Genomic DNA, 24,570 nt, shown 5'->3' with positions numbered 1-24,570 from the left:
GGAACTCCACCGAGGTGGAGGTGCCAGCGACTGTGACCGACAGCACACGCATGACGATCGGCGAACTCGCCGCCAGGACGGGCGTCGCGGTCCGCACCATCCGGTTCTACTGCGACGCGGGCCTTCTCGACGTCGGGCGCACCGCGGCCGGTCACCGCGTGTTCGACGGCACCGCGGCAGAACGGCTGGCGCTGCTGCGCCGCCTGCGCGCCCTCGGTATCGGGCTGGCCGCGATCGCCGACGTGCTCGCCGGTGACCGGACGGTCGGTGAGGTGATCGCCGCCGAACGCGCCGCGGTCGACGCGGAACTCGCCGCCCTGAGCCGCCGCCGATCGCTGCTCGCCGCCGTGGGCGACGCGGGTCCCTCGGCCCTCACCATGGTCGCCGCGGTGGCCGACCCGCCCGTCGGACGCGCGGCGCTGCGCGAGTTCTGGCACCATCAGCTGGCCCCGCTGCCCCGGGCGACGATCGCCGACTTCCTCGACATGAACGTCCCCGAACCCGCCCCGGACGCGAGCCCGGAACAGGTGCTCGCCTACGCGGAACTCGTTGCCGCCGTGGGCGATCCACTGCTGGGCGCGGCGATGTCGGACACCATTCGGCATCGTGGCACCCCCGGGGTGCGCGACGAGCGACGGCTGCTCGTCGACCTGGCCGAGGCCTGCCTGGCAGCGGCCCCGCTGGTCGCCGCGCAGCGGGCGCCCGCCCCCGGCGCGGTCCTGGATCAATATGTCGACGTGCACGCCACCGCGCGGCGGCGTGCCGACACCCCGGCCTTCCGGCGCGAGCTGCTCGCCGCTGCCGCCGACGCCGCCCCGGTCCGCCGGTACTGGCAGCTCACCGCGACACTGACACCGGAGGTGACCTCCGGCGCCGCCCATCTCTGGCTGTTCGACGCGCTCACCGTGTCCGTGACAGCAGAACGGGGAGGCCGGATCCCGGCCTCCCCGTCAGGGTCGCGTGCCGCTCACGGCACCACTTCGACGATGTCGCCCGGCTCCAGCCACTCGTAGTGCGCCTTGGCGCCCTCGGGCGTCAGCCGGATGCAGCCGTGGGACTGCTCCTCGGTGGGCCCGATGTGATAGGCGATGTCGCCGTTGAAGAACACCGCGTACTCCATCGGCGCGTTGTGCAGGGTGCTCCAGTGGAACGGCTTCTTGAACGCCACCTTGAACACCCCGGGCGGCGTCTCGTAGCCGGGACGGCCGTGCGACATCGGGGTGGGCCCGTAGGTGACCTTGCCGTTGTCCATCAGCCACGCGTTGTTGGTGGACAGCTGCAGGCACGCGCGCGCCTGCTCGCTGCACGGGGCCACCACCGGTTCCGGCTCCGGCGCGGGAATGATCGCCGGCACGCCGGGGACATCGGGACCGCCGGGCCACAGGGGCTCGGCCTGCACGGGCGCCGCGACGGCGGCACCGGCCACCGCCGCGCACATCGCCGCCTGCACGGCCCAGCGGGGGATACGACTGCTCTTCACGAAATCTTGCCTCTCTCGCCGCGCCCACCCCTGGCCGTCGCGCGCCCAGAACATGAGCTTTCACCATCGACACAAGCCTCGGAACATAGAGGTAACTGTGATCATGGAGTATTGCGATCGTATTGAGCAAGCCCCGCTGTGCCGGTGTGTGTGTCGGCGAACTCCCGGATCAGGCGGGCGAGCTGCGCGGGCTGGTCCTCGACTGACGCCCAGCGCGCTTCTCGGCGGGGCACCCGCATCGTGGTTCTCGACCCGGCGCGCAGCCTGGGCCGGGGGCCGGCCGGCGAGGCGAATACACCGGGCGCTTGACCACTTAGGTAAGCCTGACCTATGCTCAATCCGGCGTATGGATGAGCCGGTGGTCCCGAGGGCTGCGGTCGACCCCCTCATTCCTGCCGCGGCGGGCTCCGTCCTCTGGACGGGGTCCGCCGCATCCGTCTCCCGGGGTGACCCGCCCCGGAACCGATGGTGTAGACCGGAGCGTATGAGCGACATGTCCCTGGCCGATATCACCCCCGAACTGATGACCAAGGCCAGCGAAGGCACCTTCACCGATCTGATCGGGCTGAAGTACACCGAGGTCGGCCCCGACCGGGTGCGTGGCGAGTGGGAGGTGCGCCCGCAGCTGCACCAGCCCGCGGGCATCCAGAACGGCGGCGTGTACTGCACGATCATCGAGACCCTGGCCAGCGTCGGCGCCGGGGTCTGGTTCGGCGCGCGCGGCTCGGTGGTCGGCGTCAACAACAACACCGACTTCCTGCGCGCGGTCCGCGACGGCATCCTCACCGGCGAGGCCACCCCGATCCACCGCGGCCGCAGCCAGCAGCTGTGGGTCGTGGTGATCACCGACGCCGAGGGTCGCACCGTCGCCCGCGGCCAGGTCCGCCTACAGAACCTGGCGTCCTGAGCCCCCTCACTCCGTGGTGGTGACCCGCCACCCCTCGCGACCGAGTACGTCGACGACCAGCGCCCCGATATTCCACGCGTCGTCCTCGCCGCGATGGTGGCGGCCCTCCAACGGCAACCCGGCGATCGGCAACGCCTGCGCCATCCCCGGCCGCTTGCGCAGCCCGTACGCCTCGGCGAACACCTGCTTGGCATTGGTGTGCCGCCCGCCGAACGGATATCGCACCCCACCCGCGGCGCACTGGGCCCGGAACTGCTTACGGTCGTAGTCGCCCCAGCTCGCCCACGGCCGCGCCGCCGCGTCGAATTCCGACACCAGCAGCGCGCAGGCCTCGGCGAAGGGCACCCCACCGCCGACCTGCTCCTGTGTGAGCCCGGTCAGCTCGGTGCAGAACGCGCTCACCACCGACCGTTGGGGCCGCACGAGGATCCCGTGCCTGCTCACCCGCTCCCGCCGCTGTAGATCCACCACGGTCAGCCCGATCTCGATGATCTCACTGGACTGCCCCGCGGGCACCGTCCCGTCCCAGCACGTGGCTTCCACGTCGACCACGTTCAGCAGCCCACTCCATGCGTTCACGGTTGTCGACGATAGAGCCGGAATTCCCCACCGTGCCATCGGTTTTCCCGGCGGCGATCAGGTCGAGGGTCGAGTTGTGTCTCGCCTAGGGGTTCGGCTGCGGAGGGGGCCGTTCTGCGGACCGGGCGGGCGGGCCGGATCGGGTGGACGGGCGGGTGGGGTTCGGGCGTGTCAGAATGTCGGACACCTGTCCACGATCCGTGAGGAGACCCGATGCGCTTGTCGCCGCACGAGCAGGAACGGCTGCTGCTGAGCTACGCGGCCGAGCTGGCCCGGCGCAGGCAGGCGCGGGGGCTCAAGCTCAACCATCCCGAGGCGGTCGCGCTGATCACCGATCACGTGCTCGAGGGCGCGCGGGACGGGCGGACCGTGGCGGAGCTGATGTCCTCGGGGCGCTCGGTGCTCACCCGCGACGACGTGATGACCGGCGTGCCGGAGATGATCCACGACGTGCAGGTCGAAGCCACCTTCCCCGACGGCACCAAGCTCGTCACCGTGCACCACCCGATCGGATAGACGCCCATGATCCCCGGTGAATACCTCTGTGCCGAGGGCACGATCGAACTCAACGCGGGCGCGGTCCGCCGCCGGCTCGAGGTCGTCAACACCGGCGACCGGCCGGTCCAGGTCGGCAGCCACGTGCACTTCCCGCAGGCCAACGCGGCCCTCGACTTCGACCGCGCCGCCGCCCACGGCCACCGCCTCGACATCCCGGCGGGTACCGCGGTCCGGTTCGAACCCGGTCTGCCGCAACAGGTCTCGCTGGTGCCGATCGGCGGCACCCGCGAGGTGTACGGAATCAGCACCACCCCGCCGGGCCGCCTCGATGGGTGACCGCGTCGACCTCGATGGAGGGACCCGATGACCGAACTGAGCCGCGCCCGCTACGCCGAACTGTTCGGCCCCACCACCGGTGACCGCATCCGGCTCGCCGACACCGACCTGCTCATCGAGATCACCGAGGACCGCAGCGGCGGACCGGGGCTGGCCGGCGAGGAGGCCGTCTTCGGCGGCGGCAAGGTGCTGCGCGAATCGATGGGCCAGTCGCGGGCCACCCGTGCCGACGGCGCCCCCGACACCGTCATCACCGGCGTGGTGATCGTCGACTACTGGGGCATCGTCAAGGCCGACGTCGGCATCCGCGACGGCCGCATCTGCGGCATCGGCAAGGCGGGCAACCCCGACACCATGACGGGCGTGCACCCCGCTCTCGTCGTGGGCCCGTCGACGGAGATCATCGCGGGCAACGGCCGCATCCTCACCGCGGGCGCCATCGACTGCCACGTGCACTTCATCTGCCCGCAGCTGCTCGACGAGGCGCTGGGCGGCGGCATCACCACGCTCATCGGCGGTGGCACCGGCCCGGCCGAGGGTTCCAAGGCCACCACCGTCACCCCCGGCTCCTGGCATCTGGCGCGGATGCTGGAGGCCCTCGACCACTGGCCGATGAACATCGTGCTGCTCGGCAAGGGCAACACGGTCAGCCAGGAATCCATGTGGGAGCAGTTGCGCGGCGGCGCCTCGGGTTTCAAGCTGCACGAGGACTGGGGCTCCACTCCGGCCGCGATCGATGCCTGTCTCACCGTCGCCGACGCGGCGGGCGTACAGGTGGCGCTGCACTCCGACACCCTCAACGAGGCCGGTTTCGTCGAGGACACCCTGGCCGCGATCGGCGGCCGCGGCATCCACGCCTATCACACCGAGGGCGCGGGCGGCGGGCACGCGCCCGACATCATCACCGTCGCCTCGCATCTCAACGTGCTGCCCAGCTCCACCAACCCCACCCGGCCGCACACCGTCAACACCCTCGACGAACACCTCGACATGCTGATGGTGTGCCACCACCTGAGCCCGTCGATCCCCGAGGACCTGGCCTTCGCCGAATCGCGGATCCGCCCGTCCACCATCGCCGCCGAGGATCTGCTGCACGACCTGGGCGCCATCTCCATGATCGGCTCGGACTCCCAGGCCATGGGCCGCATCGGCGAGGTCGTGATGCGCACCTGGCAGACCGCGCACGTGATGAAACGCCGTCGTGGCGCCCTGCCCGGTGACGGCGCTGCCGACAACGCCCGCGTGCAGCGCTACATCGCGAAATACACCATCTGCCCGGCGGTCTCGCACGGACTCGACGCCGAGATCGGTTCGGTGGAGGTCGGCAAGCTGGCCGATCTGGTGCTGTGGGAACCCGCGTTCTTCGGTGTCCGCCCGCACGCGGTGCTCAAGGGCGGCATGATCGCCTGGGCCGCGATGGGCGACGCCAACGCGTCCATCCCGACGCCGCAGCCGGTGCTGCCGCGGCCCATGTTCGGCGCGGCCGCGCCCGCCGCGGCGGCCACCTCGCTGCACTTCGTCTCCGAGCAGGCGATCGACGACGGCCTGGCGAACCGCCTCGACGTGCGGCGAAAGCTGGTGCCGGTCAAGAACACCCGCACGGTCACCAAGGCCGACATGCCGCACAACGACGCCATGCCGCGCATCGAGGTCGACCCCGACACCTTCACCGTCCGCGTCGACGGCGAGGTGTGGGCCGAGGAACCCGCCACCGAACTGCCGATGGCGCAGCGGTACTTCCTGTTCTGAACGACGATGCCCCGCCGACCACGGTGTCGGCGGGGCATCGCGTGCGGCGCGCTCGCTCAGTCGAACGAGCAGCCGCCGACCGGCTTGTCCGCAAGCCGGTCGAGCAGGTAGGTCACCGCGTTGTCGGGACCGAAGCCGTCGATCAGCTCCGGACCGAAGTGGCCGGGGATGGTCGTGCCGGGCAGGATCGGCGGCAGCTCGTTGGTGCGGAAGGTGACCGTGGCGCCCTGCCCGCACCAGTCCTCGGCGAGGCGGCGGGCCTGGCCGTAGGGGACGGTGTCGTCGTTGCGGCCGCTGGTGATCAGCACCGGCGTAGCCGGGGCGGCACTGCCGAGGCGCAGTTCGGCCAGCACGGGCGCGGCCTCGGGAATCTCGGCGAGGTGCTCGGTGAGCGAGCGGCCGTCCACCGTCAGCGAGTTGGTCCGCAGGAACGGGTGGTAGGTGATCAGGTCGGCGACGCAGGAGTCGGACAGCGTCGCGAGCATGGCCCGGCCCTCGGGGCTGGTCACCCGGTCCACGGCCTGCTCGAGTTCGGGGTAGCGGGCCAGCATGCCGTTGACCGCGAAGCCGATCGCGCCACCGATCAGCGCGCCGTCGATGGTCGACAGGATCGCCGACAGGTCGGCGACCGGACCACCGGCCCAGGTGCCCTTCAGATTCAGTTCCGGCGCGTAGCTCGGCTGCATCTCGGCCGCGGCCGCGGTGGCGCCGCCGCCCTGCGAATAGCCCCACAGCACCAGCGGCGTCTCGGGGCCGACCCCGCCGAGCGCGTTGGCGGCGCGGGCGCCGTCGAGGATGGCGTGTCCGCTCTCGAACCGGTTGGCGTAGGTGTGGATCCCCGGCGTGCCCAGGCCGATGTAGTCGGTGATCAGCACGCGCGCGCCCAGCGCGGTCCACACCGCCGAGGACGGCAGCTCCTGATTCGCCGAGAGCCCCAGCGGGTCGGCGGTCACCGACACCCCGGTGGAGAAGGCCACCGACATCGCGCACCGGTCGCCCTGGCCCGAGGTGCCCGGTCCGATGACCACGGTCGGGCGCGGCCCGGCGCCGCGCCAGGGATTCTGCGGCTCGATGTAGGTGCCCGACACCGCGACGGGCGAACCGTCCTGCAACCGGCTGGTGTACATCACGTGCTGGGCCTGCGTCGGCCAGCCCGTGGCCGTCGGCGGGGTCGCGAGGATGGTCATCGGCTGCGTCTTGACGATCGAGCCCGGCGCCTCCGGGATCGCCGCGGGCGGCACATAGAACGCGCTGACCGGCTCGGCGGATGCCGCGGGCATCCCGATTCCGGTGCCGGCCATCGCCGCCACACAGGCCACCGCGGCCACCGCCACCCGGCGCGCCAGCGATCGTGCTTGCTGCATACCACTCCCATCGATGCCACCACCGCACCGATGCGGTGGTGTCCTGCGCCGCAGCGGAGCTCCGTCATGACCCAGGTCACGCCGCGGCGGCAGGGTGAACGGTAACACTGTTACCGCACGCCGGGAAGCGTGGGTCGGTGGCACACTGGCGCCTATGACGGACAACGACTGGGCAGGCGTGGACCGGTATCTCGTGGACGCGCTCATCGGCGACGACGGCGCGCCCGCGCTGGCGGCCAACGCGGAAGCGGGGCTGCCCGCGATCGACGTCTCCCCGCCGCAGGGCAAGTTCTTGCACCTGCTGGCCCGCTCGGCCCGGGCGCGGCGCGTGCTCGAGATCGGCACGCTGGGCGGCTACAGCACCGAATGGCTCGCGCGCGCGGTCGGTGACGACGGCATCGTGGTCACCCTGGAATTCGAGCCGCGCCACGCCAAGGTGGCCAGGGCCAACCTGGACCGAGCCGGGGTCGGTGACCGCGTCGACATCCGGGTCGGCGCGGCCCTGGACACCCTGCCCGAGGTCGCCGAGGACAGCACCGAACCCTTCGACCTGGTCTTCATCGACGCCGACAAGGTCAACAACGCCAACTACGTGCAGTGGGCGCTGCGGCTGACCCGGCCCGGCTCGGTCATCCTGGTGGACAACGTGGTGCGCGGCGGTGCCGTGGCCGACGAGCACTCCGAGGACCCGAACGTGCGCGCCAGCCGGGAACTGATCGAACTGCTCGCCGCCGAACCGAGCCTGGACGCCACCGTCGTGCAGACGGTCGGCGCCAAGGGCTGGGACGGTTTCGCCTACGCGGTGGTCAACGGCCCGGTCGGGTGAATCCCGCCTGGGCGGCGCGACGACGCCCGGCGCGGTAGAGTGGGACGTTCTGCGCGATACCCCTGGCGCGCCGGTTATTTCGCGCCTCGACGACGGCGCGCCGGGTCGGCCACGCCGATCCCGTGGACGGGTTCACCCACCGGCAACGCGCGCGGCGGCTCCTGGGCGACCGGTATTCATCACCGGTTATCCGATCTCGATAGCGTGGTGTCATTCGGAAGGAGCCCGGCGTCATGGAATTCCGACATCTCGTTTCGTTCATCACCATCGCCGAAGAGTTGCATTTCGGCCGCGCAGCGCAGCGCCTTCACCTGACCCAACCGAGTCTCAGTGCCCAGCTGCAGAAGCTGGAGAAGTCGCTCGGTGTCCAACTGGTCGCCCGCAACTCCCACGAGGTGCGGCTGACCCCGGCGGGCCGGGAGTTCGAACTCCAGGCCAGACAGATCGTCGCCCAGCTCGACCGGGCGGCCCAGGCGGCCAAGGCGACCGCCGAGGGCCGCGCGGGCAGTCTCAATGTCGGCTACAACCTGCCCGCCAGCAGGCATGTCCTGCCCGAGGCGCTCACCAGGATGACCGAACGACATCCCGACATCGTCGTGTCGCTCTGGGAGAAACGCACCGGACCGCAGCTGGCCGCCCTGGCCGACGGCTCACTCGACCTGGCCCTGGTCTACGGCCACCCGAGCACGGCGGATTTCCGGTATCGCAGGCTGCTGCACCGGGTGCCGCTGGTGGCCGTCGTCGGCCGCCGGCATCGCTGGGCCGATCGGCCCGGTGTCCCGTTCGCGGAGTTACAGAGTCAGGACTGCGTGCTGTTCGCACGCGAACAATGTCCGGCGATGTACGACACGATCCTGCGGTCGGCGGCCGAGACCAGGATCTCGCTCAATGTCACGCATTCGGCCGACGACCCGGGCGCCACGGCGCACATGGTGTCGGTCCGGCCGCTCGTTGGATTCGCGTCGCTGCCGCGCGCGATTTCGATGGGAATGGGTGTGCCGGGCAGTAGCTCGGTGGCGGTGAAATTGTTCGATCCGGTGCCGACATTGGATTTGCACGCCGTCTGGCGGGCCGACGAACAGAATCCCGCCGTGTCGTTGTTCCTGGAATGCATCGAATCGGCACAGGTCGATGATGTCCGCGCATTGTCGGCCTGAACCCGTCGATAGGACATGACTCTCGTGCGGTAGGAACAGCGATCGTGGCGGCGACGTGATCACTTGCCGCCGTGAAGAATTCGATTCGTGAACACAGTGTCTGTCACCGCGAACGGATTCGTTCCATCCGAAACCTCCAGTCTGTATGCGATTGTTTCCGAGGCGGCCCGGCGTGACCCCGCGCGCCCGTCGCTGTGTGCCGCCGACGGCACCCAGCTGACGGCGGGGGAGCTGGACCGCCGGGTGCGCGCGCTCGCCTCGGCGCTGCTCGACCGGTCGGTCGCCGCGGGCGACCGGGTGGCCGTGCTGGGCCGCACGAGCCTGGAATGGGCACTGCTGGACTGCGCCGCGGTGGCCGTGGGCGCCGTGGTGGTCCCGGTGTATCCGACCTCGTCACCGGCCCAGATCGCGCACATCCTGCGCGACAGCGGCAGCGCGTTCTGCGCGGCCGAGACCGCCGACGACGCCGAACGGCTGACCGCCGCGGGCGCTCCGGGCCCGGTGTGGTCCTTCGCGGAGCTCGCGACCTGGGCCGCCGACGGCGCCGAGCATCCGGACCTGGACGCGCGGATCGACGCGGTCGGTGCCGCCGATCTGGCCATGATCGTCTACACCAGCGGCACCACCGGCCTGGCCAAGGGCTGCATGATCAGCCACCGCAACATGTACGTCACCGCGGCCAACACCGCCCGCCAGACCGTCGATCTGTTCGACGGCACCACCGCGCTGGCGCTGCCGCTGGCCCACGTGTTCGGCCAGACCATCCTGTTCGCCTGCCTGTACGGCGGCAGCCGCACCCACCTGCTGCCCGGCGTGCCCGACCTGGTGCCCGCGCTGGCCGGGCTGCGCCCGACCTTCCTCGCGCTGGTGCCCTACGCGCTGGAGAAGATCCGCAAGCACACCCGGGCCCTGATCACCGAGGAGCAGGAGGCCGAGGCGGTCGAACGCGGCCTGGCCCTGTTGGCCGAGGGCGCCGAACCCGCCGCGAGCGACGACGCGGTGTCGGCCGCGTTCGGCGGCAGGCTGCGCTACGTGATCTCCGGCGGCGCGTCCCTCGACGACACCACCGCCGGCTTCTACGCCGGGTTCGGCGTGGTGATCCTGAACTGCTACGGCCTCACCGAGGCGGCCACCGCGGTCACCGTCAGCGCGCCGGCCACCAACCGGCTCGGCACCGTCGGCCGCCCGATCCCCGGCACCGAGGTGGGCATCGGCGCCGACGGCGAGGTGCTGGTGCGCGGCCCGCACGTCTCGCCCGGGTACTGGGGCGCCGCCGCCGATCAGCGGCCGGTCGACGCCGAGGGCTGGCTGCACACCGGCGACATCGGCGAACTCGACGACGGTCACCTGCGGATCACCGGGCGCAAGAAGGAGATCCTGGTGACCTCCGGTGGCAAGAACGTCGCACCCACCCTGCTCGAGGACCGGGTCCGGCTGCATCCGCTGGTGGGCAACTGCATGGTCGTCGGCGATGGGCGCCCGTTCGTCACGGCGCTGGTCACCCTCGACGCCGACCGCGCGGCGAAATGGCGCATCGATCATCCCGACGAGGATCCGGCCACCGAGATCCAGGCCGCCGTGGACGACGCCAATTCACTGGTGTCACGGGCGGAATCCATTCGCGCGTTCCGGGTCGTCGACGGTGATTTCACCGTCGACGCCGGCCTGCTCACCTCGTCGCTGAAATTGCGCCGGGCCGCGATCGCCGAAACCTATTCCGCGGAAATAGATCAGCTGTACGTGTCGCGCGGGTAACGCGGCGCGAAATTCCCCAGCCGTCCCGCCGACGATAGCCGGGACCGATCGGCCGATGAATTGCGGTGGCCCGCAGTGGTTTCCGCAATACACCGGCGACAGACTCGAAATCGGAATTCGACCACCGAAAGTGATCACATCATGTATGACGTCATCGTCGTCGGAACCCGGGTCGCGGGCTCGCCCCTGGCCATGTTGCTGGCCCGTCAGGGCTATCGGGTGCTCGCCGTGGATCGCGCGACCTTTCCCAGCGACACCCCGTCCACGCACTACATCCACCAGGCCGGCCTGGGCTTCCTGAAGTCCTGGGGGCTGCTCGACACCGTCGTGGCCACCGGCTGCCCGCCGATCCGCCATCTCAACTTCACCTACACCGACATCGAGATCCCGGGCATGGCCGACCCGTCGGCCGACGGCATCGACGCCGTGTACTGCCCGCGCCGCACCGTGCTCGACAAGATCCTGGTCGACGCGGCGGGGGAGTCCGGCGCCGAGCTGATCGAGGGCTTCACCGTCACCGGTCTGCTGCGCGACGGCGACCGGGTCGCCGGTATCCGTGGCCGCGTCGGTGAGGGCCCGGAGCAGGAGTTCCGCGCGAAGCTGGTGGTCGGCGCCGACGGCGCGAACTCGATCGTCGCCAAGGAGGTCGGCGCGGCCACCTACGAGGGCTCGCCCGCCGCCTGCTTCGTCTACTACTCGTACTACGAGGGCGTCGACTGGGGCATGCACCACCGCACCGGTTTCGGTGAGCAGCAGTTCGCCTCCTGGCCGACCAACGACGGCCTGGCGCTGGTCGCGGTGATGCGCAAGCGCGACCGCTTCCGCGACTTCCGCACCGATCCCGACGCGGGCCTGCAGGAGATCGTCGACCAGGTCGACCCGGAGATCGGCGCGCGGCTGCGCGACACCGGCAAGCGCGTCGAGCCGTTCCGGCCGATGCTGTACCCGGACAACTACCGGCGCCAGTCCTTCGGCCCCGGCTGGGCCCTGGTCGGCGACGCCGGCTACCACAAGGACCCCTTCACCGGCTGGGGCATCACCGACGCCTTCAAGTACAGCCAGCTGCTGGCCGACCTGGTGCACGAAAGCCTCTCGGGCGCACGTCCCTTCGAGGAGACCATGCCCGAGTACCAGCGCGAGCGCGACGCCCAGAGCGCCAGCACCTACGAGCTGACCCAGTCCATCTCCGACCTCACCCTCACCCCGTACTACGACTCGGTGTTCCGCGCGGCCAGCCGCAGCGAGCACTACTCGAAGAAGTTCTTCGGTCTGATCGCCGGGCTGTACCCGCCGGACAAGTTCTTCGGTGAGGAGGAGCTGGCCGCGCTCTACGAAGAGGTGAACTTCCCCGTCGCCGACCGGCACGTGGTGAATACCGGAGTGACGGCGTGATCGCGGCCGGCCTGACGGCGCTCGGCGACAGCTTCGTGGAAGGCCGGGGCGACCCGGCCGCGGCGGGCGGCTACCGGGGCTGGGTGTCGCGGCTGGGCGGCCAGCTCGGGCTGCGCCCCGCCACGATCCGCAACTTCGGCACCCACGGCGCCACCACCGGTGATGTCGTCGCGGGTCAGCTGGCGGCGGCGACGAGCGCCCGGGCCGGCCTCTACGGTGTGGTTGTCGGCGTGAACGACCTGGTCAGCGCGTACGACGAGGCCCGTTTCGCCGACAACCTGCACACCATCTTCACCACCCTGCGGGCGGGCAGGGCCACCGTGTTCACGGCGACCTACCCCGACATCCCCGCCCGGCTGCCCGTGCCCGACGGCTTCCGCGGCCTGCTGCGTGAGCGGTTCGCCGTCGCCAACGAGGTGCTCGCCCGCGTCACCGCCGACACGGGCACCCTGCTGCTGGATATCGCGGCGCACCCCGACTGGGCCCGGCCGGAGGTGTGGACCGCCGACGGTCTGCACCCCAGTCCGGCGGGCCACCGCCTCTTCGCCGCCACCGCGGCCGAACTGATCTCGTCGACCACCGCCACCACTGTCGCCGCTTGAGCGTCGCGACTGCCCGTTTTCGAGAGGAAATTACGTGACGGACGAACGACGTCTGGCCCGCGACCCGATCGCCATCGTCGGGATGTCGGGTCTGCTGCCCCAGGCACACACCCACCGCGAGTACTGGCAGAACATCATCGACGGCGTCGACTGCACCGCCGAGGTGCCCGCGTCGCGCTGGAGCCTGGACGACTACTACGACGCCGACCGCTCGGTGCCGGACAAGACCTATTCGCGCCGTGGCGCCTTCCTGCCCGATGTGGAGTTCGATCCGCTGGAGTTCGGCCTGCCGCCGAACCAGCTCGAGGTCACCAGCACCATGCAGACCCTGAGCCTGGGGGTGGCGCGGGATCTGCTGATCGACGCGGGCGCGACCGGCTCGCAGTGGTACGACCCGGCGCGCACCGGCGTGGTGCTGGGCACCACCGGCCCGGTGCCGCTGATGCATCCGCTGGCCGCGCGCCTGTCGACCCCGGTGCTGGCGGAGGCGGCCCGCTCGGTCGGCCTGTCCGACAGCGATGTCGCGGAGATCTCGCGCCGATTCGTCGCCGCGTTCGCGCCGTGGGAGGAGAACTCCTTCCCCGGCCTGCTCGCCAACGTGGTGGCGGGCCGCGTCGCCAACCGGCTCGGGCTCGGCGGCATGAACTGCACCGTCGACGCGGCGTGCGCGGCCTCGCTGGCCGCCATCCGCACCGCGATCGCCGAACTGCAGGACGGCCGCGCCGACATGATGATCACCGGCGGCGTCGACACCGAGAACTCGATCTTCATCTATCTGTGCTTCAGCAAGGTCGGCGCGCTGTCGCCGACCGGCCGGATCAGCCCGTTCTCGGCCGAGGCCGACGGCACCCTGCTGGGTGAGGGCATCACCATGCTGGCACTGCGCCGGTTGTCCGACGCGCGCCGCGACGGCAACCGGATCTACGCGGTGATCCGCGGTCTGGGATCCTCCAGCGACGGCCGCGCCAAGAGCATCTACGCCCCGGTCGCCGCCGGGCAGCGGGTGGCGCTGGAGCGCGCCTACGCCGACGCCGAGTGCTCGCCCGCCGACGTGGAGCTGATCGAGGCGCACGCCACCGGCACCGCCGTCGGCGACAAGACCGAGCTGACCGCGCTGAAAGGCCTGCTCGCCGACGCGAGTTCGGAGACGGGGTTCGCCGCGCTGGGCAGCGTGAAGTCGCAGATCGGGCACACCAAGGGCGCCGCGGGCACCGCGGGCGTGATGAAACTCGCGCTGGCCCTGCACCAGAAGATCCTGCCCTCGACGATCAATGTCGACGCGCCCAACAGCGAGGTCGACGCCACGTCCACCCCGTTCTACGTCAACACCAGGACCCGGCCGTGGGTGCGCGACCCGCAGCGCCCGGTGCGCCGGGCCGCCGCCTCGGCGATGGGCTTCGGCGGCACCAACTTCCACCTGGTGCTCGAGGAAGCCGACGGCGAACGCGGCCAGGTGCTGCACCGGGTGCCGCGCGCGCACCTGTGGCACGCGCCGGATGTGGCCGGGCTGATCGACGTGGTGCGCAGCACCCCCGGCACCGACGGCGGCGACATCCCCGCCGGCCACGCCCGGATCGGTTTCGTCGCCGTCGACGCCGACACCGCCGCCGACCTGCGCACGCTGGCCGTCGACGAACTGGTGCGCAATCCCGACGCGGCGCACTGGGATCACCCCGAGGGCGTCTACTTCCGCGCCGCCGCGCTGCCCGCGCCGAAGGTCGGCGTGCTGTTCGCAGGCCAGGGCAGCCAGTACGTGGACATGGGCCTGGACACCGCGCTCAACAACCCGCCCGTCGGCGCGGCCTTCGACGCCGCCAACGCCGCGTTCACCGGCGCCGCCCAGCGCGTGGGCGCGGTGGTCTTCCCGCCGCCCGCGTTCACCGAGCAGGTTCGCGCCGAGCAGGAAACCGCGCTGCGCCGTACCGAATTCGCGCAGCCCGCCATCGGCGCGCTCGCCGCGGGCCAGTTCCGCGTGCTGACCGAGTTCGGTCTGCGGGCGCACGGCTACCTCGGCCACAGCTTCGGTGAACTGACCGCGCTGTGGGCCTCGGGCGCGCTGCGCACCGAGGACTTCTTCGCGCTGGCCCGGGCGCGGGGCGAGGCGATGACCGTCGCCGACGATGCCGAGGCGGGCACCATGGTGGCCGTCAACGCACCGCGCGAGGACGTCGCCGAGGTGCTGGCCGACCTCGACGACGTGTGGATCTGCAACCACAACGCGCCCGACCAGATCGTGGTCGGCGGTGGCCCGGCGGGCATCGCGGCGTTCACCGCGCGCAGCACCGAGAAGGGATGGGCGACACGGGATCTACCGGTCGCCGCGGCGTTCCACACGCCCTACGTCGCGCACGCCGTCACCGAATTCGGCGCCGCCGTCGCCCAGGTCGACATCACCGAGCCCGACGCCCCGGTCTACGCCGACACCGCGGGCGCGTCCTACGGCGCCGACGTGGCCGCCAACCGGGCGACGCTCACCGCCCAGCTCAGTCAGCCGGTCGAGTTCGTCGACGCGCTGCGCGCCATGCACGCCGACGGCTGCACGGTCTTCGTCGAATGCGGCCCCAAGCAGGTGCTCACCTCGCTGGTGCGCCGCACCCTCGGCGACGACGTGATCGCCTTCGCCACCGACACCGGACCCATCGGCAACGGCGACGTCGCCCTCAAGCGCGCCGCCGTTCGCCTGGCCGTCCTCGGTGTCGAGATCACCGGCATCAACCGGTACGCCGCGACCGGCGACCTGCGGCCTGCTCCGGCGGCCGACCGCATGACCGTCACCCTCTCGGCCCCCGAATACGTGCCCGACAGCCGCCGCGCGGCCCACGCCGCGGCCCTGTCCGACGGCTACCGCGTGCACCTCGAGGTGCCCGCATCCCCGCACCAGCCTGTGGTGCCACCGATCGTGGAGGAACAGCTCGTGACCACCCCCGCCCCCGGCCCGTCCGAACACCGGACGACCGACTCGCTCGACACCGCCCTGGTGCAGCACCTCGACACGCACCGGCAATACCTGGACGGCCAGCTCGACCTGGCCCGCGGTCTGGCGAGCGCGCTGAGCAACGGCGCGCTCGACGAGAACACCCTGCGCGCCATCGAAGCGGTCAAGGACCACGGCATCGCCATCAGCGAAAGCCACTCGCGTGCCAGTGATGTGCTCGCCCAGCTGGCCGAGCTCGAGGGTGGTGCGCCGGTCGCCGGGCCTCGCACGGTCGCCGTCACCCGGCCCGCGCCCCGGGCGATCACCGCCGCGCCCGCGGTGCCCGCGATCGGTGCACCGGCCCACGCACCTGTCGACGGGAACGGGCACGCGACGCCGGTCGCACCGGACGTCGATGGTGCTGCTCTCGCGGCGGTTCCGGCGGCTTCCGCCCAGCGGCCTGTAGCTACGGTGCCGCAGTCCATTGCTGCGGTGTCCGACTATGCGGACCGGGCGCAGCACGCTGCCGCGGTCGCGCGGTCCGCTACCGCGCCGCAGTCCGGTGTCGCGGTGGCGCAGTCCGCTGCCGACGGCGCGATCAGCGGTGAGGCCGTGCGCGCCGCCTTGCGGCAAGTCGTGGCCGACAAGACCGGCTACCCGGTCGAGATGGTGGATCCCACCATGGATCTCGAGGCCGACCTCGGCGTCGACTCGATCAAGCGCGTGCAGGTCATCGGCGCGCTGCAGGAACGCTTCCCGTCGCTACCCAGCCTCGGCCCCGAGCAGCTGGGCACCCTGCGCACCCTGGACCAGATCGCGGACCTGCTCGCCACCGCGGACAGCGCTCCCGCTGCGCCCGCCACCGTCGCGCCCGCCGGCGCCGGGGCCGCCACGGCCGACGGTGCCACCACCGCCGACACCCTGCGGCAGGCGCTGCGGGAAGTAGTCGCCGACAAAACCGGCTATCCGGTCGAGATGGTCGATCCGACCATGGACCTGGAAGCGGATCTGGGCGTGGACTCGATCAAGCGGGTCCAGGTGATCGGCGCCCTGCAGGAACGGTTTCCGAACCTGCCCAGTCTGGGACCCGAGCAATTGGGCACCCTCCGTTCGCTGGATCAGATCGTGGCCGAGCTGGCCGGGGGTGATGTCCACCCAAAAGCTGAGGCCGCGGCCGAAACGCCGCGGCACGTCGTCGAACTCGTCGAGCTGGCCCCGGTCGACCTCGCGGTCGACCCGTATCGCCCGGCGGGTCGCGCACTGGTGGTCTGCCTGGACGACTCCGCCGAGACCGACGTCGAGGCGATCGAAGACGCACTGCGCGAACGCAGCTGGACCGTCCAGCGGGTCGGCGCGGCCGAGGCCGTGCACGGCTCGGCGGATGTGTGCGTGGTCGTGGCTGGCGTCGCGTCGGAGTGGGCGCAGGCCGAACGCATCCTGACCGAGGCGATTCTGCTGACCGGCCGGGTGCTGCCCGCGCTGCGTGGGGCGAGTGCCAGGGCGGGCTATGTCACCGTCACCCGGCTGGACGGGCACCTGGGACTGCTCGGTGACGCCGAGCCGGTGCCCGCGCTGCTCGGCGGCCTCGGCGGCCTGGTGAAGACGCTGGCCGCCGAGGAACCGGCGCTGTTCTGCCGAGCCCTCGACATCGCTCCCGCGGCGACACCGGGGCGGGTGGCCCAGATCGTGCTCGAGGAACTGTGCGACGCGGCGATCGACACCGTCGAGGTGGGCGTCGACGGCTCCGGCCGCCGCCGCACCCCGGTGCCGAGCACCCACAAACCGGCGGTCACCACCGAGATCGTGAGCGCTGGACCGGCACTCGCTGCCTCGGCGCGCACCACCGAGGCCGTCGGCCGGGGGACGCGGTCCGGCTCCTCGGCACGCATCAGCGAGACCGCCACTGCTGGAAGAGACTTCGCGCCTTCGCTGCTCACCGCGGATGACGTGCTGCTGGTAACCGGCGGTGCCAGGGGCGTCACCGCCACCTGCGTGCTCGCCCTCGCCGAGCACAGCGACGCCCGGTTCGTCCTGCTCGGCCGGACGCAGCTCACCGACGAGCCGGCCTGGGCGGCGGGGATCGCCGAGGGCGACCTCAAACCCGCCGCAGTGCGCGCCCTGGCGGGGACCGGGGTGAAGCCGAAGGACATCGATCGGGCGTGCGGGGAGATCCGCGCGGTGCGCGAAATCCGTTCCACCCTGAACACTCTCGGTGATCGCGCCGAGTACCTGGCCGTCGACGCCACCGACGCGGACGCCCTCGCCACAGCGCTCGCGCCGTGGCGCGACACCGTCACCGGCGTCGTGCACGGGGCCGGTGTGCTGGCCGACTCCCTGATCCCCGACAAGACGGCCGAGTCGATCAGCCGGGTGCTGCGTCCCAAGATCGGCGGCCTCGCCGCGGTCCTGGCCGCGGTGGGGGAGCCGAGGGACCTGGTGCTGTTCACCTCGGTGGCCGGGCTGTTCGGCAATTCCGGGCAGGCCGACTACGCCGCCGCGAACGAGGCACTGTGCCGCTTCGCGGTGAGCTGGCGGCGCAGGCATCCCGGACACCGCGTCACCGCGCTGGACTGGGGCGCCTGGGACGGCGGCATGGTGACCGACGACCTGCGCGAGTACTTCCGTGGCCGCGGCATCCCGCTGCTCGCGCCCGCCGCCGGCGCCGCCGCGTTCACCACCCAGTTCACCACCGCGCGCAGGCCCGAACCGGTCCTGCTGGTCGGCGCGGCCACCGCGCTGTCGACGGGTGAGCGCCCGGCGGCACCCGTGCGGGCCCGCCGCGACGTCACCGGTCTGGTCGACGAACCCGTCATCGCCGCGCACCGGATCGGCGAGCACATCGTGCTGCCCGCCACCTTCGGGCTCGGCGCGATGGTCAACCTCGCGGAGCGGACCCGGCCGGGCCACACCGTGATCGGGGTCCGCGACTACCAGGTGCTCAAGGGACTGGTGTTCGACCATCCGGTCACCGCGCTGGAGATCGAGCTCGAACCGCTCGCCGACGTCGACGGCCGCACCGCGCTGCGCGCCACGGTCTTCGGCGACAAGGCCGCCCATTTCCGGGCGACCCTGCTGCTCGCGGCGGAACCCGAGGCGGCGGGCCGCCGGTCGATCGTGGCCGGTCCCGGCACCGGTGCCGACCGGATCTACACCGACGCGATCCAGTTCCACGCCCCCGCGTTGCAGGGCCTGCGGGCCATCCGGTCCGAGAGCGACAGCGCGATCGTCCTGGAGTGCTTCCTGCCCACCGGCCCGGTCGCCGACGGCGCCTACGCGGGCCGCCTGCACGATCCGGTCGCCGCCGACCTGATCCTGCAGGGCCCACCGATCCTGGGACACCGCCTGCTCGGCGCGGCCTGCCTGCCGCTGGGCGTCGGCCGGATCGACTACCACCACCCGCTGCCCACCACCGAACCCTTCGTGCTGGTGGTCGACAACCCCCGCGCCGGCCGGCTCGAAGCCCGGATCGACGCGACCGCGCTGGCCACCGACGGCACAGTGCTGCAGCGGTTCTCGGACGTCACCGTCCTCACGACGCCCGATCTGACGGAGAAGTTCCAGACCTCGGTGAGGGAGTGGACCCGATGACAGTCCTCGATTTCGACGGCATCGCCTTCGACCCGGTCGGCGCGGTCGACGCCCGTCCGGTGCCGCAGGCAGCGCCGTCCCCGACGTCCACCGCGCAGGCAGCGCCGCCCGCGCCCACCTCCGAAGTCGCGCCGTACCCGGCCGCGCCGGTCACCGAGGCGGCCCTCGGCCCGATCGGCGAGCTGCGCACCGGCCTCGTCGCCGCCCACCGCGCCGCGCTCGGCGCGCAGGTCGCGCTCCAGCGCGCCCTGTGGCAGCGGGCGACGGGGACGGCCGCCGACACCGCGTCCGGCGGTCGGCAGCTCGCTCTCACCAGCGGCGCCGCGTCCTCCCACAGCAGCCGAACCGCGTTCGGCGCACCGGACGCGGCTCACCCGGCAGGCGACGGGGCGACACCGACCGGCAGTCGCGGCTCGGCGGCCGAGTCGGCTCGGTTTTCGGGCAACCGGCAGGCAGCGGCCGACGACCACCTGCCGATCACCTCGGCTGCCGCGGGGATTGTCGCCAGGGAAGGTGCGTTCAAGCCGCTGGCGCGCACCGGGCGGACCCAGCTCGACCGCGCGGCACTGGAATTGCTGGCGCAGGGCGCGGTGGCCGAGGTCTTCGGGCCGGGGCACCAGCGCCACGGTGTCGAAGTGGCCGTCCGGCTGGCCGCCGGAGAACCGCTGGTACTCACCGGGATCGAGTCGATCGAGCTCTACGGCGGGACCGGCGACGGTCGCGTCGTCGCCCGCTACGACGGTGCGCCCGGCGCGGCGGCGCGCCAGGCCGCCGAGGTGTTCGCCCTGTTCACCGGTATGCACCTGTGCCTGTCGGGCAGCACGCTGAGCGGGGCGACCCCGGCGGTGTCCGGCGCGACCCAGGGCACGGTGGAACTCGTCGTCACCAGCCTGGATCTGGTTCCCCGTCCGTATGTGGCCGCCACCGCGAGCTTCGCCGGTGGCGAGCCGAGCGTGGCGGTCCAGGTCACCGTCGCCGAGCCTGCGGGCGCCGGTGTCGGCCCCGGCCAGGCGGCACCGAGCCTGCTGCTCAACGAGTTCCACATGACGCACCTCGCCCGTGGCGACCAGGCGATCGCGATGGGCCCGGAGTTCGCGGAGTACACCGGCGTGCGCGCGACCCGCCTGCCCACCGGCGGCCTGCTCCTGGTCGACCGGGTCCGCGACTTCGACGGTGCCCGAGGCACTCTCGACGCCGCGTCCTACACCACCGAGTACGACTCGCCCGCCGACTCCTGGTACTACGCCGACACGGCCAACGACTCCATGCCGCACTTCGTGTACATGGAGACCTCGTTGCAGGCGGCGCTGCTCATGGGCTACTACGCCGGGCCGACCCTGACCCAGCCCGGCGTCACCCTGAGCCTGCGCAACCTGGGCGGAACGGCCACGGTGCTGCGGCAGGTGGACCTGCGCGACCGCACGATCGAGCAGTCCTCCCGGATGCTGTCGACGACGATCCTGCCCGGATCCTCGCTACAGACCTTCGATTACACGCTCAGCGTCGACGGCGAACCGTTCTACACGGGCGAGACCATGTTCGGCTACTTCAGCGACGAGGCCCTGGCCAACCAGACCGGTCTGGACGCCGGCCGTCCCGCCCCGTCGTGGCTGGCCGAGAACCCGCAGGCGCCGGTCCGGACGATCGACGTGGCCGCTCGCCGCGCCGACCCCGCCGCGCCGCTGTGCTCGCGCCGCGCACTGACCCTGATCGACCGCGTCGAGGTCGTCGACGGCGGCGGGAAACACGGTGCGGGATATCTGCATTCGCTGCGCGCCATCGATCCCGACGACTGGTTCTTCGCCCGCCACTTCCACCTCGACCCGGTCATCCCCGGCTCGCTGGGCGTGGAATCGGTGATCCACGCCGTGCAGGAATGGCTCGTCGACGCGGGCCACACCGCGGGCATGGCCGACCCGGTGTTCCGGATCCCGGCCGACATCCCGTTCAGCTGGCGCTACCGCGGCCAGTTCCTGCCCACCGACGGCACCGTCGAACTCGAGGCGCACATCAAGGAGCTGCGCCGCGGGCCGCACGGGGTGATCGCGGTGGTGGACGGCTCGCTGTGGAAACCGGGCCTGCGGATCTACGAAGTCACCGATCTGGCCGTCGAACTCGTGGATCGGGGCGCGTGATGACCACGATGCGCACCGCTGCGGTGGCGAGCACCGCCGCGGAGATCACCGCCCTGCTGCTGGACCTGGACGCCCCGGTCTGGATCGTCCGCGCCGACGGTCGCGTCGGCGCCACCGCCGACCAGGCCGTGGCGGCCGGAGCCCAGGTGCTCGCGGCCGTGGCACCGCTGCCGCCGGAACACCTCGGCGACAGCGCTTTCCGCGCCGCGCACGGCGTCCGGTCCGCCTACGCGGCGGGCGCGATGGCCAACGGCATCGCCTCACCCGCCCTGGTGAAGGCCATGGCCCGCCACGGCTACCTGGCCGCTTACGGCGCGGCCGGCGTCGCACCGGCCGTCGTCGACTCGGCGCTGGGCGAACTGGCCACAGAACTCGGCGGACAACCGTTCGCCTGCAACCTCATCCACAGTCCCAGCGAACCGGCGCTGGAACGCGCCATCGTCGATGCCTGCCTGCGGCACGGCGTGCGCTGCGTGGAGGCCTCGGCCTTCATGGATCTCACCGCCGAGGTCGTGCGCTACCGGGCCGCCGGCCTCACGGTCGACCGGCAGGGCGGCATCACCATCGGGCACCGGGTGATCGCCAAGGTGTCCCGCGTCGAGGTGGCCGACCTGTTCCTGCGACCCGCGCCCGCGCGACTGCTGGCCGATCTCGTCGCGGCGGGCCGGATCACCACCGACCAGGCCCGGCTCGCCGAGCGCGTCCCGATGGCCGACGACATCACCGCCGAGGCCGACTCCGGCGGCCACACCGACCGCAGGCCGCTGACGGTCCTGCTGCCCGAACTGATCGCCGCCCGGGATCGCCTGGCCGCCACCGTCCCCGGCGCCGACCGGGTGCGGATCGGCGCCGCGGGCGGCATCGGCACCCCCGACGCCGTCGCCGCCGCCTTCGGGCTCGGCGCGGCCTACGTGGTCACCGGTTCGGTCAACCAGTCGGCGGTGGAGGCCGCGCAGTGCGGCGCCACCAAGACCCTGCTGGCCAAGGCCGAATTCGCCGACTGCGCCATGTCGCCGTCCTCGGACATGTTCGAACTCGGCGTGCAGGTCCAGGTGCTGCGGCGCGGCACGATGTTCGCCGCCAGGGCGCAGCGGCTCTACGACACCTACCGCGCCTACGACGGCCTCGACGCCCTGCCCGCGACACTGCGCGCCGAGCTCGAGTCCAGCCTGTTCCGCAGGCCGCTCGACGAGGTGTGGCAGGAGTGCGTGCGGTACTTCACCGAACGCGATCCCGCCCAGCTGGCCGGGGCCGAACAGGACCCGAAGGCGCAGATGGCGCTGGTCTTCCGCTGGTACCTCGGCCTGTCCTCGGGCTGGAGCATCCGCGGCGAAGCCGACCGGGTCACCGACTACCAGATCTGGTGCGGTCCCGCGATGGGCGCCTTCAACACCTGGGCGGCGGGGACCTACCTGGCCGCACCCGAGAACCGGGCCGTCGCCGATATCGCGGGACAGCTCATGACGGGCGCCGCCTACCTGACCCGGGTCGCCCAGCTGCGGACCGCCGGTGTCCGGCTGCCCGCGGCCTGTGCCCGCTACGTCCCACGCCCGCTGGAGGACCGATGACCATCGTCGAGACCGGAACCGCCACCCTCGGCCCCGCCTGGCTGCTGTGCCCGGCCTGCCGGACGGTCGTCTACGGCAAACGCTACGACCGCGCCGACCGGGTCTGCCCCGAATGCGACGACCACGGCATGCTCACCGCCGACCAGCGCGTCGACCTGCTCCTGGACGAGGATTCGGCCCGGCCGATCGCGACCGCGGCGACCGTCACCGACCCGCTCGGCTTCGTCGACACCAAGCCCTATCCGGAACGGGCCGAGCAGGCACGCCGGGCGACCGGTCTGCCCGAGGCGATCCGCTGCGTGCGCGGCACCGTCGACGGCACGCCGATCGTGCTGGCGGTCATGGACTTCCGGTTCCTCGGTGGCAGCCTGGGCAGCGCCGTCGGCGAGGCGGTCACCGCCGCCGCCGAAGCGGCACTGGCCGACCGGGCGCCGCTGGTGATCGTCACCGCCTCCGGTGGCGCGCGGATGCAGGAGGGCATCCTCGCGCTCATGCAGATGGCCAAGACCAGCCGTGCGCTGCGCCGTCTCGACGACGCGGGCGTGCTGACCGTCTCGATCATCACCGACCCGACCTACGGCGGCGTCGCCGCCTCCTTCGCCACTTCCACCGACATCATCATCGCCGAACCCGGTGCACGCCTGGGCTTCGCGGGCCCGCGGGTGATCCAGCAGACCATCGGCCAGACCCTGCCCCCCGGGTTCCAGACCGCCGAATTCCTGCTCGCGCACGGCATCGTGGACATGATCTGCCACCGGTCCGCGCTGCGCGCCCGGCTGTCGCGCCTGGTCGCGATGAGCACCCGCCCGCCGCGCCGCACCGAGCCGGGCGACGGCGACGCCGTCATCACCGACCCGGCCGTGCTCACCGCGCGCGGCTCCTGGGACTGCGTGCGCGCGGCCCGCCGGCTCGGCAGGCCGACCACCCTGGACTACCTGGCGTCGGCCTTCGACGATTTCGTCGAGCTGCACGGCGACCGGATGTCGGCCGACTGCCCGGCCATGATCGCGGGCCTGGCCCGGCTCGACGGACTGCCGGTCGTCGTGATCGGGACGCAGAAGGGCCACACCGGCGCCGAACTGACCGAACGCAACTACGGCATGCCGACCCCGGCGGGCTACCGCAAGGCAGCCCGGGTGCTGCGGCTGGCCGCCAAGCTCGGCCGCCCGGTCGTCGCGCTGGTCGACACCGCGGGCGCCTACCCCGGTATCGAGGCCGAGGAGCAGGGCCAGGCGGTCGCCATCGCCGAGTCGCTGAAACTGCTCGCCGGCCTGCCGGTTCCGGTCGTCACCGTGATCACCGGCGAAGGCGGCAGCGGGGGAGCGCTGGCCCTGGCGCTGGCTGACCGGGTCCTGGTGTGCGAGAACGCGGTCTACTCGGTGATCAGCCCCGAAGGGTGCGCGGCGATCCTGTGGAAGGACCCGGCCGCCGCGCCCCGCGCCGCCGCCGCCCTGCGCGTCGACGCGGCCGCCCTGCTGGAACTGGGCATCGCCGACGCCGTGGTCCCCGAACCCCCGGGCGGGGCCGACCGTGACCCCGTCGGTGCGGCCGCGCTCCTGCGCCGCGCCGTCCGCCAGGCCGTGCACGAACTGCGCGCCTGGCCGGTCACCGACCTGCTTGCCCAGCGCCACAGCCGATTCCGGGCCTACGGCGTGGTGCGGCCCGAGAACCCGGCGGCCCGATGACGCCGCACGCCCGCACCCGACCCGACCCCTCGACT

The 24,570-nt window shown here is 72.1% G+C and carries 17 protein-coding genes; 14 read left to right on the top strand and 3 right to left on the bottom strand.

The window, feature by feature from the left end:
* Window positions 1-32: 32 nt before the first annotated feature.
* Window positions 33-1,013, top strand: coding sequence for a MerR family transcriptional regulator (locus tag EL493_RS22925; protein WP_019047679.1), 981 nt, complete (start codon window positions 33-35; stop codon window positions 1,011-1,013).
* Here EL493_RS22925 and EL493_RS22920 read toward each other — a convergent pair.
* Entirely contained in the window at window positions 968-1,480 is a 513-nt protein-coding gene (locus tag EL493_RS22920) for a L,D-transpeptidase (protein ID WP_232017247.1), read from the bottom strand. The genes EL493_RS22925 and EL493_RS22920 overlap by 46 nt on opposite strands.
* A gap of 493 nt (window positions 1,481-1,973) precedes the next feature.
* Here EL493_RS22920 and EL493_RS22915 point away from each other — a divergent pair, with 493 nt between their 5' ends.
* Window positions 1,974-2,387, top strand: coding sequence for a PaaI family thioesterase (locus EL493_RS22915; RefSeq protein WP_030203690.1), 414 nt, complete (start codon window positions 1,974-1,976; stop codon window positions 2,385-2,387).
* Window positions 2,388-2,393: 6 nt separating this feature from the next.
* Here EL493_RS22915 and EL493_RS22910 read toward each other — a convergent pair whose 3' ends face one another.
* Window positions 2,394-2,966 carry a 3'-5' exonuclease gene (locus EL493_RS22910; protein WP_036836623.1) on the bottom strand — a complete coding sequence of 191 codons (573 nt, stop codon included), beginning with the start codon at window positions 2,964-2,966 and terminating at the stop codon, window positions 2,394-2,396.
* A 213-nt stretch (window positions 2,967-3,179) separates the two neighbouring features.
* Between EL493_RS22910 and EL493_RS22905 the strand changes: the two genes are divergently transcribed.
* The 3 genes from EL493_RS22905 to EL493_RS22895 are packed head-to-tail and all read left to right on the top strand — an operon-like array spanning window position 3,180 to window position 5,549.
* Complete coding sequence (locus EL493_RS22905) at window positions 3,180-3,482, top strand: urease subunit gamma (RefSeq protein ID WP_019047675.1); 303 nt, start codon at window positions 3,180-3,182, stop codon at window positions 3,480-3,482.
* A 6-nt stretch (window positions 3,483-3,488) separates the two neighbouring features.
* Window positions 3,489-3,800 (top strand): urease subunit beta, encoded by a 312-nt coding sequence (locus EL493_RS22900; RefSeq protein ID WP_019047674.1) that lies wholly within the window; start codon window positions 3,489-3,491, stop codon window positions 3,798-3,800.
* A 27-nt stretch (window positions 3,801-3,827) separates the two neighbouring features.
* A complete protein-coding gene (locus EL493_RS22895; RefSeq protein ID WP_019047673.1) occupies window positions 3,828-5,549 on the top strand; it encodes an urease subunit alpha in 1,722 nt (573 codons plus the stop codon).
* 56 nt (window positions 5,550-5,605) lie between these two features.
* Here the strand turns inward: EL493_RS22895 and EL493_RS22890 are convergent, their stop codons facing one another.
* Entirely contained in the window at window positions 5,606-6,913 is a 1,308-nt protein-coding gene (locus tag EL493_RS22890; protein ID WP_019047672.1) for a lipase family protein, read from the bottom strand.
* A gap of 154 nt (window positions 6,914-7,067) precedes the next feature.
* On the opposite strand from EL493_RS22890, the gene EL493_RS22885 reads away from it, so the two are divergent.
* From EL493_RS22885 to accD, 9 genes are all read left to right on the top strand, one after another.
* Complete coding sequence (locus EL493_RS22885) at window positions 7,068-7,739, top strand: O-methyltransferase (RefSeq protein ID WP_019047671.1); 672 nt, start codon at window positions 7,068-7,070, stop codon at window positions 7,737-7,739.
* Window positions 7,740-7,972: 233 nt separating this feature from the next.
* Window positions 7,973-8,896, top strand: a complete 924-nt coding sequence (locus EL493_RS22880; protein ID WP_019047670.1) for a LysR family transcriptional regulator — start codon at window positions 7,973-7,975, stop codon at window positions 8,894-8,896.
* A gap of 96 nt (window positions 8,897-8,992) precedes the next feature.
* Complete coding sequence (locus tag EL493_RS22875; RefSeq protein ID WP_019047669.1) at window positions 8,993-10,651, top strand: AMP-dependent synthetase/ligase; 1,659 nt, start codon at window positions 8,993-8,995, stop codon at window positions 10,649-10,651.
* 141 nt (window positions 10,652-10,792) lie between these two features.
* Window positions 10,793-12,043: an NAD(P)/FAD-dependent oxidoreductase gene (locus EL493_RS22870; RefSeq protein ID WP_019047668.1), complete on the top strand. Its 1,251-nt coding sequence runs from the start codon at window positions 10,793-10,795 to the stop codon at window positions 12,041-12,043.
* Complete coding sequence (locus tag EL493_RS22865; protein ID WP_019047667.1) at window positions 12,040-12,645, top strand: SGNH/GDSL hydrolase family protein; 606 nt, start codon at window positions 12,040-12,042, stop codon at window positions 12,643-12,645. The genes EL493_RS22870 and EL493_RS22865 overlap by 4 nt, the downstream gene beginning before the upstream one ends.
* Window positions 12,646-12,679: 34 nt before the next feature.
* Window positions 12,680-19,147 carry a type I polyketide synthase gene (locus EL493_RS22860; protein WP_019047666.1) on the top strand — a complete coding sequence of 2,156 codons (6,468 nt, stop codon included), beginning with the start codon at window positions 12,680-12,682 and terminating at the stop codon, window positions 19,145-19,147.
* Window positions 19,144-21,282, top strand: coding sequence for a beta-hydroxydecanoyl-ACP dehydratase (locus tag EL493_RS22855; protein ID WP_030203691.1), 2,139 nt, complete (start codon window positions 19,144-19,146; stop codon window positions 21,280-21,282). The genes EL493_RS22860 and EL493_RS22855 overlap by 4 nt, the downstream gene beginning before the upstream one ends.
* Window positions 21,282-22,850: a PfaD family polyunsaturated fatty acid/polyketide biosynthesis protein gene (locus EL493_RS22850; RefSeq protein ID WP_019047664.1), complete on the top strand. Its 1,569-nt coding sequence runs from the start codon at window positions 21,282-21,284 to the stop codon at window positions 22,848-22,850. Before EL493_RS22855 ends, EL493_RS22850 begins: the two co-directional genes overlap by 1 nt.
* Window positions 22,847-24,535, top strand: a complete 1,689-nt coding sequence (gene accD / locus EL493_RS22845; protein ID WP_019047663.1) for an acetyl-CoA carboxylase, carboxyltransferase subunit beta — start codon at window positions 22,847-22,849, stop codon at window positions 24,533-24,535. Before EL493_RS22850 ends, accD begins: the two co-directional genes overlap by 4 nt.
* Window positions 24,536-24,570 lie beyond the last annotated feature (35 nt).

Source organism: Nocardia asteroides, assembly GCF_900637185.1.
Lineage (GTDB): Bacteria > Actinomycetota > Actinomycetes > Mycobacteriales > Mycobacteriaceae > Nocardia > Nocardia asteroides.
Note: the sequence above shows the minus strand (reverse complement) of the source record. Positions and strands in the feature narration are given on the sequence as shown.

What these genes read in the sequence shown, in the direction of transcription:
- EL493_RS22915 (WP_030203690.1), top strand. Translation starts at nt 1,974, where the DNA reads ATGTCCCTGGCCGATATCACCCCCGAACTGATGACCAAGGCCAGCGAA.
- EL493_RS22905 (WP_019047675.1), top strand. Translation starts at nt 3,180, where the DNA reads ATGCGCTTGTCGCCGCACGAGCAGGAACGGCTGCTGCTGAGCTACGCG.
- EL493_RS22900 (WP_019047674.1), top strand. Translation starts at nt 3,489, where the DNA reads ATGATCCCCGGTGAATACCTCTGTGCCGAGGGCACGATCGAACTCAAC.
- EL493_RS22895 (WP_019047673.1), top strand. Translation starts at nt 3,828, where the DNA reads ATGACCGAACTGAGCCGCGCCCGCTACGCCGAACTGTTCGGCCCCACC.
- EL493_RS22890 (WP_019047672.1), bottom strand. Translation starts at nt 6,913, where the DNA reads ATGCAGCAAGCACGATCGCTGGCGCGCCGGGTGGCGGTGGCCGCGGTG.
- EL493_RS22885 (WP_019047671.1), top strand. Translation starts at nt 7,068, where the DNA reads ATGACGGACAACGACTGGGCAGGCGTGGACCGGTATCTCGTGGACGCG.
- EL493_RS22880 (WP_019047670.1), top strand. Translation starts at nt 7,973, where the DNA reads ATGGAATTCCGACATCTCGTTTCGTTCATCACCATCGCCGAAGAGTTG.
- EL493_RS22870 (WP_019047668.1), top strand. Translation starts at nt 10,793, where the DNA reads ATGTATGACGTCATCGTCGTCGGAACCCGGGTCGCGGGCTCGCCCCTG.
- EL493_RS22855 (WP_030203691.1), top strand. Translation starts at nt 19,144, where the DNA reads ATGACAGTCCTCGATTTCGACGGCATCGCCTTCGACCCGGTCGGCGCG.
- EL493_RS22850 (WP_019047664.1), top strand. Translation starts at nt 21,282, where the DNA reads ATGACCACGATGCGCACCGCTGCGGTGGCGAGCACCGCCGCGGAGATC.
- accD (WP_019047663.1), top strand. Translation starts at nt 22,847, where the DNA reads ATGACCATCGTCGAGACCGGAACCGCCACCCTCGGCCCCGCCTGGCTG.